The organism is Trichocoleus sp. FACHB-262 (assembly GCF_014696035.1).
GTDB lineage: Bacteria > Cyanobacteriota > Cyanobacteriia > FACHB-46 > FACHB-46 > Trichocoleus.
Window position 1 is genome coordinate 16,206 of sequence record NZ_JACJPK010000111.1, and the last position, 11,517, is coordinate 27,722.

The window sequence follows — 11,517 nt, forward strand, 5'->3', positions numbered from 1 at the left end:
TTTTTGACGTTTTCTCATGCTGAATCCCAAGTCCTTCTCAGTAAGCTCAGAATTATGATTATTACGATCGCAAGTTTCAAAGGTGGTGTTGGCAAGACGACCACAGCCCTACATTTAGCTGAGTATCTAGGTAAGCGCCGGAAGGGCAACAAAGTCATCTTGTTAGATGGAGACCCTAACCGAAGCGCACTGAGCTGGTATGAGCGTGGTCAGCAGAAGGCAGCATTTACTGTGATGGATGGCGATGAGGAGCCATCGGCCTTTGATCATCTGGTTGTTGACACCCCTGCCCGCACTGATCCCACTGAACTTTTACCATTAGCTTCTGCTAGCGACTTGCTGATCATCCCTTCTGAGATTTCTATATTCTCGTTAGAAGCCACCATTTCTACTGTTAGCACTTTGCGATCGCTGTCTGATGATAAGTACCGCATCCTTTTAACCATGCTGCCGACTCGGGGTCTCAAAAGAGAGGTGAATGCCAGAGAAGCACTTAACGAGGCAGGACTAAAGGTGTTTAATACAGGTATTAAAGCTAGAACTGTGTACCAAGATTCGGCATTAGAAGGTTTGTCAGTTGCAGATTTGCGCGGTGATGCTGCTACTGCTGCATGGAATGATTATCAGGCATTGGGTAAAGAAATCTGGAAGGGTTGGGGAACAAAATGAGCGTCAGTAGGTTAACTGGGGCGTTAGCGATCGCGAAGAGCAGAAGTGTAGAAACACCATCGTCAACTGCCACTTTGTCTCTAGATAGCATCACAGATCGAGTGGATGGCGATACCCGTCCGCTGAATCCTGCCCATATTGAAGCATTGGCAGATAGCATTGCGGTTGTAGGGCTAATCGCTCCCATTGCAGTTGATAGTCAGGGCAGGCTTTTAGCAGGAGGGCATCGACGAGCCGCGATCGCACTATTACGGGAGCAAGATCCAGAAGCCTACGCTAAACAGTTTCTTAATGGACAAGTTCCAATTCGCCGCTACGATTTTGATAGTGAGACTGAGCCAGACAAAGCGCTGGCAATTGAAGCTACTGAAAATGAGAAGCGTAGAGACTACACACCCGCTGAAGTCAGAGCGATCGCGGATCGGTTAAGGGCAGCTGGTTATAGAGACGCGCCCGGGAAACCCAAAAAAGGGGAAAAAGCCTTACGTCCTGCTCTAGAGTTAATCATTGGCAAGTCGATTAGGCAGGTGAGGCGGTATCTGAATGATGCCCCTGATGCCCGCGCAGAAAATGGTGAGCAAAACCAGGACAACCAAACCCGGACAGATGTCCTAGTTTTGAATCGAGCGCTAGTTGGCCTCCAAAAATGGACCACTTTCGCTAATGAATATGATGAACCAGGCACGGCTGTTAAAGGTTTACAAAGCCGTGTGAAGCGTATGATGCGAGACATTGAGAAGGCGATCGCCGAGTTGGAGGGCGAGTAGGCATCATGATTGCAGAAAAGCTATGAGCTATGACGGACGCTGAAGCACAAGCACTGACCATCCTCGACTCCTTAACAAAAGTCTCCTTCTCTAACTGTGTCCCGATTAGCAGAGACTTTACCGAGCTGACTACAAGACCAGGCATTTATGCAGTTAGGCACCGCACTGAGGGTTTGCTATATGTAAGCAAGGCTCAAGATATTAAGGAGCGCTTTAGAGGTGGACATAAATCTCTAATCTGGGCATGGCTGGCGGATTATGACCATAGAGACGTGGCGATCGCCACTCATGCTATCGACTTCATGCAATGGCGATCGCTATCAGCAGAGTTAGAGCGCATTATTCTGCAAGCTAGCAAACCACCGTTCAATGCTCGCATACCGATGAGGGACTAACTATGTTGCCGACTGTTGGACAAGAAACTACAGAGCATCTCAGTCCAGTTGTAGCCCGCATGATCTTGGTGGCGCTGCCTGACCATGTTAGAGAAGCCTTTGAGCGACGGGCGGCTGAGATTGAATACCCCGTAGAGGCAGTGTTAGAGATGGCACTGGCTGGCTTTCTTGATAGTGAATGTCTAAATTTCTCCGATTGCAAACCTCGCTATTAAATGTTCAAGGGTAAGGCGATCGACCGCAGGAACTTTGCCCTCATTTGAGATCGCCTAGGGTTGGATTTGGAGAATATGGTGTCGATCAACAATGTGGTTCTAGACCTAATGACCTAGCGATCGCTCTCAGCTTAATGCCTTAGTGCAAGAGGTTAGGCAAAAGGTCTACGCCAGTATTCAAAAGCAATGTGGCACCATGCGGTTATTGGGTATGGTGCGGACCTGATTGCAGCTTGAGACGTAGCTCAATCCACATTGAAAGCAGAGAGCGATCGCGAATCTTCTATAACTGCGATCGCTCTCTGCTTGGTAGGTTAAGGCTAAATTCAATCAGTTACGTCAGTTTTACGCTTGATGGCATTTTCAACGATCTGTCGTGCCAAGTGCACGCCTGGGGCCGCCTTTTTTTCCTTAGTTCGTTTATCGTAAATTGCTCGTTGGGTCTCTGGGCTATGGTGCATTGCGATCGCCACCGCATTCATGTCAGCATCAGAACAGCCTAGTTCCATCAAGTGACTCACAAACATATCCCTTAGTAAGTGAGCTGTAACAGCCTGGCCTTTGATCCGATATGCAGCGTGTCGGATGTACTCCGATAGCGTATGTTGCTTCATCGGTTCGCGATTCTTTTGGGTGAAAAAGAAGTTGTGCTCAGCCTTGTAGGTTGCACGGAGTCCCCCAGGAAGATTCAGCTTGCTTAATCCGGAAAGCTTGGAGCAGTCATAGAGCCAAGCCTCAATATAATCGTAAAAACGAGTGCCATCTCCAAAGTCAGGGTTAGAGACCTCACATCGAAATTCCCCATAAACCTTGCCGGTTTTGTATTCATCGGGTCTTAAATAGATGTACCAGCGATTGTCTTCCCAAAGTAAGCTGTGTCCTACCTCAAGGCCCCGAATCACCTGCTGACGCATCGGGGGAATATAGGTAAAAAACGCGCACATGAGATAGCACTGGAGAGAATGGGCAGTTCCACCGAGTAGCCGTTTCTTGCCGCAGATATAAGCTGCTTGACAGCACTCTTGTCTAAGGGTTTCAACCACGTCCAACCAGTCTTCCCAAGGCAACCACTTCTTGCTGATGTCTACTGGAGAAGGAGCAGTACGCTGACGTTTACTTACATCTCGGATAAGAACTCGGATTCTTTTAATAACAGGAACGTCATCATAGCTGGCTACTTCGTGCTTATTAGTTTCAAAGCGATACAGGAACTTAGCAACGTTAAGACAGGCTCGTAGAAAGGCATACTCGGTTCCAGGATGAGCCTTACGTTCCTTTCTGATCCAAGATAAATATTTACGGAGCCTAATTTCCGTAGCATCTGCTGCTTGCATCGCCTTTCGTCTCACCTCTTCCTGACGCAAGAGCTGTTCAGCTAATTCCATCCGAACTGGGAGATTGTCAATCTCCGTCTTTAAAGGGACATATTGAATCAGCGTTTCTAAACTCAGTTCATCTGGTGGTACGTTTTCATAACGATAAAGCCAGCCTAGCCCTTGGTATGCTCCTTGCAGAGCCCATCTAACGGAAATGGGTGATTGCTTTAAGTCCTCAGAAACGAACTCTGCAAACTCAATAAACTGTTTCCGTAGTGCTTCTGGGATGACATCCCCTTTCACAGCACCTAGAGCATAATACTCTTGCCGTTTTCGCTTTGTCGTTCGGACGTATTTAGCGCAATCTTTTTTCTTTAACGGTCGTCGTTCGACCTTTGTTTCTAATTGCCACCAGTTTTGGTCATCACAAAACTCTAATAGCTTGTTAAGAGCGTGCCGATAAGTACGTTGACTGCCGCTCGGAACCTTGAGTTGCTCGTAGACGCTCATCTGGACTTCTAGAGCATTTTTTAGCTGTTCCAAGCTGATCTTTTTCATAAAAGTCTTGGCGGCTTTGATCTCTTTAGCTGAGACTCGGTTCGTTTGGGGATGCGGTAGCCCCCAACCAGGAAGTGTGTATCTGATTAAAGCTGTTTGCAGCTGATGCAAAGTCGCACTGGCTTTGTCAGGTGTTTCAGTTTTCACTTCAGCCTCGTAGTTCTGAAGCACCTCCATTAGGTTCTTAGGCCGGAGGAACTTTTTAGGAATTGTTATAGAAGCCATACCGTAGCTATTCAGGTCACATGTATGACCTGAATAGTAGCATTTATATTATAAAAAAGACAAGCTATTCCTTAAATGTATAGGCTAAAAAGTTATATATAAAGCCTCGGTTAAATGGCTGAAAAACCGCCTTGCTCTGGGATTTTCAGTTAATAAATATTAATACTTAGCCAAGATTTTGGGAGTGATCGTTATAGACGTTATAAATCATATACATGACCTAATAGTCTGCTTTCTAAGGCTTTCAGTGATATAAGAAAGTTGTGGCGTAAAACTGTCCCTGTTAAGGTCCTTAAAAAGTACACTCATGGGTAAAAAAGGCCAAAAATCGATGCGAGGACAGGCTGAGCTTTACAGGGGTGAAGTCAAGCGTCAGCGAAGTGTCATGTTGACTGATTCTGGTTTGAAAGGTCTGGATCGGTTAGCTGCTGATCTCGGGCTATCTCGCTCGGAACTAGTTGAGCGGATTGGTCGTGGCTTGATTCAAATTCAAATGCCTTCTACTTAGCTGGCAAGCTTTGCGATCGCCCAGCTGTTTGAAAACTTCTGCCTGCGATCGCCGCTGAACAACCCCTTGAGTGAGCAAATATTCCGCTGAACTTGACTCAATGCCAACAGACCTAGTTTCAGACTTTCTCAGGTAATTCTAGTCCCAACTCTTTAGCTTGTGCTGCCAGATGTTGAAGCTGTCCTTGCAGACGTTGTTGCTCGCACTCCAGTTGTCTTAACTGTTTCTCACGGACGATCGCGGCTCTAAATTTGACGACTTCAGCAGCTTTGAGATAGCGAGCCTTCTTTCCTTTGACGCGTAGCCGATATTGGGTGAAAGGCTGACCTCGTACCGTTGTTCCTCCCGGCTTCGAGGAGCCAATCCGGGTATCCACGAGAATCTTTCCCTCTGCCTGAATGGCAAGCACTTCCGCTTGGTTTTGAGGAGAAATCAATTCATCTCAAGGTAGAAGCGAACTTGGAATTGCAACAGAACACAACCTTCTTTGTAGGGGTGGTTGAAAGGTTGCTGCAACGAGGGGCAATTAGGGGTGTAATCAGGACAATTGTTTTTCAGGCCACCAACTTCTGAAGCCTTTGCTTGGTAGGAATGTTAGAAGAGGAACATTTTCTGTATGAATCCTATTGAGGAAGCACGTAGAATCAGGTACTTTCAGCTTCCGTCGCACTAACTTACAGCTATCCTGATTGCACCCCTTAATCCTCTAGCACTCGGCTTTGCTACATCGCACCGCTACCTTTGCCCCTGGTTCGTGTTCTTGTGTCCCCCTGATCAAGTCATTTGTTAGCATTTCTTTACCAAAGTACGGATAATGTTACGGTTCGTGTGTAGTAAGGGAAAGATAAAACTACATCCGCTTTGAGGATGCAGTGCGAGTACACTCACTAGCCTTGCCAGCAGTAGGAATCGATTTATGTCAGTGACCGGTCTGATTCAGGGACTCAATGCCTTTCACAGCGACTACTTCACCACAAATCGAGCCCTGTTTGAACGACTCTCGAACGGGCAGGCACCCGAAGTTCTATTCATTACTTGTTCCGATTCCCGGATTGACCCCTGCTTAATCACGCAGTCTCAGCCTGGTGAACTCTTCGTGATGCGCAATGTCGGTAATATCATTCCGTCTTATGGAGCCGCGAGTAGTGCTGAAGCCGCTGGGGTAGAGTATGCGGTCGCTGGCGTCGGGGTGCGGGACATCATTGTGTGTGGTCATTCCCATTGTGGGGCCATGAAGGGGTTGCTGCAAGTCGGCAATCTGAGTGAGCAGATGCCGCTGGTCTACGACTGGTTGAAGCGCCATGGAGAAGCGACGCGGCGCTTAGTGCTAGATAATTATGCGCACCTACAGCCCGAGCGATTGCTCAAGATCGCGATCGAGCAGAATGTGTTGACGCAGATCGAGAATTTAGAAACGTATCCTGTCATTCGGTCTAAGTTGCATAGCAGGCAGCTGAATTTGCATGCTTGGATGTATGAAATCGAGACCGGTCAGGTATTCGCTTATGATGCGGGATTAGGACAGTTTACGCTGCTAAGGCAGCGCTCCTTCCCGGTACCCGACCCATTGATTACAGCTATTTCACAGTAATCAGGGAAACCCTGTCGTTTCATTGGAATAGTCATTCAGCCGACAGAAATGCGTCCGTTAACGCCTAAGCTTGCTCGACACCATGTTGAAGACGGAGCTGACCCGAGCCTAAGGTCACACCATGACTTTGATTGCTTCCCGACTATCCATTGCTGCCTATCCTTTGGGGACGCCATCAAGATCAACCGTTAAATCGAGAACCGCAGAAGCATTGAGTTTGGCTGCCATCGTATCGGCTAGCAATTTACCGAATGTAGGCACGGGCAGGTGTAGCACCGCCTCGCAATGTGATTTTCTGCATGAATAAACGTCCCAAATTAAAGTTGTGGCTGCTAGTGTGGCACGCCAACATACCCAATCGCGCCACCGGGACGCGCACTGCGGATCGCCATTGCCATTGCAGACTCGCTGCCCACACAGTCCAGTACCGACTCTGCACAACCTTGGGTAATCTCTTGCACGGCTGCGATGAGCTACGCCCCGCCGTAGGCGATCGCACTGGTCTAGTCCCAGCACTATCCTTACCAAGGCTGCGTGGTTGGTCCAATCGTAAATTCGTTCACGTTCGTGTCTTCTGGCTGGTCGATTGCAAACGCCACAACATTGGCGACTCGATCAGGTGAAATGCCATCGATGCGCCGGTAATAATCACAACTTTGTTTTCAATCATCTGATTCCTCTTTTTGTTGAGTAACTACTGAGTTCTGCAAGAGCGAACTTGTCAGTCAGTCACTAAAGGCATACCAGCGGTTCGATGTGGCATTAGCAAAAACACGACCATCACTACACCGTTTGACCGCCATCGACGACCAAGGCGTGCCCAACAGCGAAGGTGGATGCATCCGAACACAGCCAGATGACGGCATTGGCAATTTCTTCAGGTTGACCCATCCTGCCAATTGGTTCCTGCGAGATCACTCGTTCTCGTCCTTCAGAAGTGCCGCCGCTGAAGCGAGCCATCATTGGGGTGTCGATAATTCCGGGGCACACAGCGTTGATGCGGATGTTTTGCGCGGCGTAGTCGAGAGCTGCCGCCTTGGTCAGTCCAACCACACCGTGCTTCGCAGCTACGTAAGCCGCTTGCCCTTTGAAGCCTTTGACCCCAGCCCCGGAAGAGGTATTCACGATCGCGCCGCTTCCTTGCTTGAGCATCAGTGGGATTTCGTGCTTCAGGCACAGGAACACACCGCGCAGGTTGATGTTGACGATACGGTCCCACTCCTCCTCTGTCAGGTCGGCTGTGACCGCTAGCTTCTGTTCCACGCCGGCGTTGTTGAAGGCGAAGTCCAGCCGCCCGAAGGTCTCAATGGTCTGATCCAGCGCTGCCTTCACGTCCTCAGACCGCGTCACATCGCACTTGACGGCGATTGCTCGTCCGCCGAGGTCTTCGATCATGCGGACCGTTTCTTGATTGCCCAGTTCTGAGATGTCAGCGACCACCACGTTAGCGCCCTCACGGGCAAACGCCAATGCTGTCGCTCGACCAATGCCGTTTGCTGCTCCGGTGATAAAGGCCACCTTGCCTGTAAAGTTCTGGTTGTTCATATAATTTTTTACCTTGTTTCTTGCTTTGCCCTATTGCAGATGTTGGGTGAAAAAGGATGTGAGCTTCTCAAAGGGGATCAAGTTCACCCGGTCGTACAAATCGACGTGTCCCGCATTCGGCACCCAAACGATCTCCTTCGGTTCGACCGCGCGGTTGTAGGCGTCCTCGCTGAACTCCCGGGAGTGGGCGTCGGTACCGGCGATAAAAAGCAGGGGACGATCGATCTCCTCGATCCGTTCAAGCGGGTAATAGTTCATGAACCGTACAACGCTGGCCATCGTCGGCTTCGTCGTCCGCGCCGGAGACGAGCCTTCTGGTGTGAACTCGCCGCGGGGAGTCCGGTAGAAGTCGAAGAACTCGCGCTGGACCGGGTCGGTGCTCGCCGTCAGTTCGTTCGTCGTTCCACCCACGTAAGTAGTCTCGCCGCCCGTGAACTCCACGTAACGCTGCTCCGCCGCCGCCACGATCATCTGCTGCCTTTGCTCGGCGGTCACTGACTTCCCGAGACCGTTGCGAGCCGCCGCGCCCATGTCGTACATGCTCACCGTCGCGACGACCTTGATGCGGGGGTCGATCTTGGCGGCGCTGATGACGAAGCTACCGCTGCCGCAAATTCCGAGGCCGCCGATCCGCTCCCGATCGACGAAGGGGCGGGTGCCCAGGAAGTCCACCGCCGCGCTGAAGTCCTCGGCATAAATCTCTGGCGCGACGAGGTTTCGCGGATTCCCCTCGCTCTCGCCCCAGAACGACAGGTCGATGGCTAAGGTAACGAATCCCTGTTCAGCCAGTTTTTGGGCATACAGATTTGAGCTTTGTTCTTTGACTGCGCCCATCGGGTGCCCGACAATGATTGCTGGATTCTTAACGTTCTGATTTAAGGTTTTGGGAATGAAGAGATTCCCGACAACCTGCATGTCGTATTGGTTTTTGAACGTAACTCTCTGCATCGTCACTTGGTCGCTCTTGTAGAAGTTGTCCGCCCCCTCGACCACAGCAGACTGCTGCCCAGGTGCTTGGGCGGTCTCACGCGAGACGTTTGTTTTGTCGAGTGCAAATGCTGCTGTTGTGCAGATTGCACTCATCAAGAGGGTTGGGATTAGAACGCGGTGTTTCATTGGGTTCTTCATAGGTGTAGATGGGCTTATCTAGAGGGTTAGCTTCGGTTCGACTCGTTACGCACTGACGTTTCTATTGAATTCGCTTGATTGTCACGTCTACAGAACCAGGCACATTCAATGCCTCGATGCCACTATCTATTTTTCCGAGAATCACGAGTCCGTTTGAGTATTCAAAATCTCGGTAATAGATCGCCAAATTTCCCCAGGGAGCGTAATACGCAATATCTCCAACAGACGGGTCACTGCCTGGGGGCGCATCTTCTGTCGATAATCTTCTGGGTAGATTGCTGACTTTTTCGGTACTCGCGTGGTCTTCTAACATCAGCGTTAAGGGCAGCAGGGAAACAAGATCCTGAGTTGTTTTGCTGTCAATCAACGTGGCTGTAACAACTTGGTCTTCGAGTGTGATGTTAATCTTCATACTGTTTGCCCGCTCGGTTGATATTTCAGTTGGTATCGTTGACGGGGTGCTGATGGTCATACTGTTGTCGGCACGACAGGCTGAATAGCTCAGTGACATCGTTAGGGCGAGAACCAAAATCAGCATTCTTTTCTGACAATTTTTCCCTTGATGAGAAACCATCTCAAAGGCATTAAGATCTTCCTTCATACTGCTCGTCGCTGACCTGTTCCATCCAGTCCACAACCTTGCCGTCGAGTTGTTCGTGAATGGCGATATGGGTCATGGCTGTAGTTGCCGTAGCTCCGTGCCAGTGTTTTACACTTGGCGGAATCCAGACAACATCACCAGGTCTGATCTCCTGAATTTGACCGCCCCATTGGTGAACCCAGCCAGACCCAGCCGTCACGATGAGGGTTTGCCCCAGGGGATGGGTGTGCCACGCTGTGCGCGCACCAGGCTTGAAGGTGACACGTGCGCCAGAGGCGCGTGATGGATCGTGCACCGGAAACAGAGGATTGATGCGGACACAACCCGTGAAAGAGTCGGCTGATCCTTCAGTGGAAGACTGCGAACCATTTCGCGTGATTTCTACGGTTGGGGGGCGATCGCCAGATGAGGCTTGGGTATGGCCTACCTGCGCAAATCCTAAAGTTAATAGGGAAAATGCCATGACCGGGAGCGTGAGCCGTTTCATTTTTTGTTCCTCTATGTTTTTGCTAAGTCATGCAAAGCTTTCCCACAGCGACCAATGCCTGCTGTGGATTTGATGATGCTTCTCGTGCAATCGCAAGAAGCGCTTAACTAAATAAACCTGAGTGTTCTCTTGAAGAGAAATCCAGACGCTTACAAGCAGCCGGAATCACGTTTCATTGCTTTAACCTCATTCTAGGAAGCCTGAAAGGCAAGCAATAGGATGATTGTCTAGGATGGTTGTACAATCCTGCAAACTTGCACCCGCTTCAATTCAAGTCACGCTAGATTTTTTACAGGCTTAGCCGTCAAACCCTTGTCTTTACCTTGATGTGTCCATAAATCTATTGGAACAGGCACAAGAAATGAATGCTGCAAGAACGAGTGAAAAGTCTGGTAGAGCGTTGATGAATAACCCTCAGGCAAAGCGTGAGGTAGAACGAGCGCAAGCCAACCGAGAGGAACTAACGGAGCGAATGGCCCAAGCGATTCGTACTGATGGAGCGATCGAGCCGCTGAAAGGATTGCACTTTTACCGTGCCTCTTCCCCTTCGGAATGCTTTCATAGTGTCTCTATTCCTGCCTTTTGTGTGATTGCTCAAGGCAGCAAAGAAGTCCTGCTGGGCAGCGATCGCTATCAGTACGACCCCATGCATTATTTGCTGGGGACGGTCGAGCTGCCGATTGCCAGCCGCATTCTAGAAGCAACCCAGGAAAAGCCGTACCTGGGTCTTCGTCTCGATCTCGACCCTGCCCTCGTTGGCTCAGCTATGGTGGAGGCAGGCTATCCCTCAGCCCAACGAGGTGCCAGCGTAAAAGCGATTGATGTCAGTCCGTTGGATGTAGAGCTGTTAGATGCTGTCGTGCGGCTCGTCAGGCTGCTCGATTCTTCGGCTGAAGCGTCTGTGCTTGCACCCCTGATTAAGCGGGAGATTATCTACCGATTGTTGATGGGAGAGCAAGGGAATCGGTTGCGTCAGATTGCCGTACTGGGTGGTTACACCCACCACATTGCCAGGGCGGTCGATCGCCTGCGGAAGGACTTTAACCAACCGCTGCGGATTGAAGACATCGCCCGAGAGCTTGGCATGAGTATCTCAGGCTTTCACCATCACTTCAAGTCAGTTACTGCCATGAGTCCCTTGCAGTTTCAGAAGCAACTACGGCTTCAGGAGGCTCGCCGTTTAATGCTGGGGCAAAACCTGGATGCTAGCAGTGCTGCCTACCACGTGGGATATGATGATGCCTCGCACTTCAACCGGGAGTATAAGCGGCTCTTTGGTACGCCACCGATGCGCGATGTAGAACGGCTGCGAGAAGCAGCTAGGGAGACTGTTAGTTCAATCTGATCTCCTCAAGCTAGATGGTGCTCAATCGATCCTGTATCATGCCCATCATTGATGAGTTTGTAACCACAGCTATAGCAATCCTAATCAAGTTGTAAGGATAAGGAGAAGTTATTAGGCTGAGAGAAGGACTCGTAACTAACTCACAAGAAATGGATTCACTCCAGCAA

General features: G+C 49.9%; 14 protein-coding genes. 7 read left to right on the forward strand and 7 right to left on the reverse strand.

What is annotated here, in order from left to right; all coding sequences use genetic code 11:
• The first annotated feature begins 54 nt into the window (after positions 1–54).
• Genes H6F68_RS27390 through H6F68_RS27405 form a run of 4 tightly spaced genes read left to right on the forward strand, consistent with a single transcriptional unit; the run spans position 55 to position 2,046 of the window.
• A complete protein-coding gene (locus tag H6F68_RS27390; RefSeq protein WP_190563996.1) occupies positions 55–669 on the forward strand; it encodes a ParA family protein in 615 nt (204 codons plus the stop codon).
• Positions 666–1,436: a ParB/RepB/Spo0J family partition protein gene (locus tag H6F68_RS27395; RefSeq protein ID WP_190563997.1), complete on the forward strand. Its 771-nt coding sequence runs from the start codon at positions 666–668 to the stop codon at positions 1,434–1,436. The genes H6F68_RS27390 and H6F68_RS27395 overlap by 4 nt, the downstream gene beginning before the upstream one ends.
• A gap of 29 nt (positions 1,437–1,465) precedes the next feature.
• Positions 1,466–1,831 carry a GIY-YIG nuclease family protein gene (locus tag H6F68_RS27400; protein ID WP_190563998.1) on the forward strand — a complete coding sequence of 122 codons (366 nt, stop codon included), beginning with the start codon at positions 1,466–1,468 and terminating at the stop codon, positions 1,829–1,831.
• A 2-nt stretch (positions 1,832–1,833) separates the two neighbouring features.
• Positions 1,834–2,046 (forward strand): hypothetical protein, encoded by a 213-nt coding sequence (locus tag H6F68_RS27405; protein ID WP_190442554.1) that lies wholly within the window; start codon positions 1,834–1,836, stop codon positions 2,044–2,046.
• A gap of 326 nt (positions 2,047–2,372) precedes the next feature.
• Here the strand turns inward: H6F68_RS27405 and H6F68_RS27410 are convergent, their stop codons facing one another.
• Positions 2,373–4,091, reverse strand: a complete 1,719-nt coding sequence (locus H6F68_RS27410) for a site-specific integrase (protein WP_206755569.1) — start codon at positions 4,089–4,091, stop codon at positions 2,373–2,375.
• A 439-nt stretch (positions 4,092–4,530) separates the two neighbouring features.
• Here H6F68_RS27410 and H6F68_RS28770 point away from each other — a divergent pair, with 439 nt between their 5' ends.
• Positions 4,531–4,653, forward strand: coding sequence for a ribbon-helix-helix protein, CopG family (locus H6F68_RS28770; protein WP_206755570.1), 123 nt, complete (start codon positions 4,531–4,533; stop codon positions 4,651–4,653).
• Between the two features lie 118 nt (positions 4,654–4,771).
• On the opposite strand, the gene H6F68_RS27420 is transcribed toward H6F68_RS28770, so the two are convergent.
• A complete protein-coding gene (locus tag H6F68_RS27420) occupies positions 4,772–5,089 on the reverse strand; it encodes a hypothetical protein (protein WP_190564000.1) in 318 nt (105 codons plus the stop codon).
• Positions 5,090–5,569: 480 nt separating this feature from the next.
• Here H6F68_RS27420 and H6F68_RS27425 point away from each other — a divergent pair, with 480 nt between their 5' ends.
• Positions 5,570–6,244 (forward strand): carbonic anhydrase, encoded by a 675-nt coding sequence (locus H6F68_RS27425; RefSeq protein WP_190442344.1) that lies wholly within the window; start codon positions 5,570–5,572, stop codon positions 6,242–6,244.
• A 244-nt stretch (positions 6,245–6,488) separates the two neighbouring features.
• Here the strand turns inward: H6F68_RS27425 and H6F68_RS27430 are convergent, their stop codons facing one another.
• From H6F68_RS27430 to H6F68_RS27450, 5 genes are all read right to left on the reverse strand, one after another.
• Positions 6,489–6,683, reverse strand: coding sequence for a hypothetical protein (locus H6F68_RS27430; RefSeq protein ID WP_190564002.1), 195 nt, complete (start codon positions 6,681–6,683; stop codon positions 6,489–6,491).
• A gap of 344 nt (positions 6,684–7,027) precedes the next feature.
• On the reverse strand, positions 7,028–7,789 hold the full coding sequence (locus tag H6F68_RS27435; protein ID WP_190564004.1) for an SDR family oxidoreductase: 762 nt from the start codon (positions 7,787–7,789) through the stop codon (positions 7,028–7,030).
• A 30-nt stretch (positions 7,790–7,819) separates the two neighbouring features.
• Positions 7,820–8,905, reverse strand: coding sequence for an alpha/beta hydrolase (locus tag H6F68_RS27440; RefSeq protein ID WP_190564006.1), 1,086 nt, complete (start codon positions 8,903–8,905; stop codon positions 7,820–7,822).
• Between the two features lie 73 nt (positions 8,906–8,978).
• Positions 8,979–9,518 carry a cyclophilin-like fold protein gene (locus H6F68_RS27445; protein ID WP_242065685.1) on the reverse strand — a complete coding sequence of 180 codons (540 nt, stop codon included), beginning with the start codon at positions 9,516–9,518 and terminating at the stop codon, positions 8,979–8,981.
• Positions 9,502–10,005, reverse strand: coding sequence for a cupin domain-containing protein (locus tag H6F68_RS27450; RefSeq protein ID WP_190564008.1), 504 nt, complete (start codon positions 10,003–10,005; stop codon positions 9,502–9,504). Before H6F68_RS27450 ends, H6F68_RS27445 begins: the two co-directional genes overlap by 17 nt.
• Positions 10,006–10,366: 361 nt before the next feature.
• Between H6F68_RS27450 and H6F68_RS27455 the strand changes: the two genes are divergently transcribed.
• Complete coding sequence (locus H6F68_RS27455) at positions 10,367–11,350, forward strand: AraC family transcriptional regulator (RefSeq protein ID WP_190564010.1); 984 nt, start codon at positions 10,367–10,369, stop codon at positions 11,348–11,350.
• The last annotated feature ends 167 nt before the right edge of the window (positions 11,351–11,517 follow it).

Coding starts and splice junctions, on each gene's coding strand:
- H6F68_RS27390 (WP_190563996.1), top strand. CDS start 55: ATGATTATTACGATCGCAAGTTTCAAAGGTGGTGTTGGCAAGACGACC.
- H6F68_RS27395 (WP_190563997.1), top strand. CDS start 666: ATGAGCGTCAGTAGGTTAACTGGGGCGTTAGCGATCGCGAAGAGCAGA.
- H6F68_RS27400 (WP_190563998.1), top strand. CDS start 1,466: ATGACGGACGCTGAAGCACAAGCACTGACCATCCTCGACTCCTTAACA.
- H6F68_RS27405 (WP_190442554.1), top strand. CDS start 1,834: ATGTTGCCGACTGTTGGACAAGAAACTACAGAGCATCTCAGTCCAGTT.
- H6F68_RS28770 (WP_206755570.1), top strand. CDS start 4,531: ATGTTGACTGATTCTGGTTTGAAAGGTCTGGATCGGTTAGCTGCTGAT.
- H6F68_RS27425 (WP_190442344.1), top strand. CDS start 5,570: ATGTCAGTGACCGGTCTGATTCAGGGACTCAATGCCTTTCACAGCGAC.
- H6F68_RS27435 (WP_190564004.1), bottom strand. CDS start 7,789: ATGAACAACCAGAACTTTACAGGCAAGGTGGCCTTTATCACCGGAGCA.
- H6F68_RS27440 (WP_190564006.1), bottom strand. CDS start 8,905: ATGAAACACCGCGTTCTAATCCCAACCCTCTTGATGAGTGCAATCTGC.
- H6F68_RS27445 (WP_242065685.1), bottom strand. CDS start 9,518: ATGAAGGAAGATCTTAATGCCTTTGAGATGGTTTCTCATCAAGGGAAA.
- H6F68_RS27450 (WP_190564008.1), bottom strand. CDS start 10,005: ATGAAACGGCTCACGCTCCCGGTCATGGCATTTTCCCTATTAACTTTA.
- H6F68_RS27455 (WP_190564010.1), top strand. CDS start 10,367: ATGAATGCTGCAAGAACGAGTGAAAAGTCTGGTAGAGCGTTGATGAAT.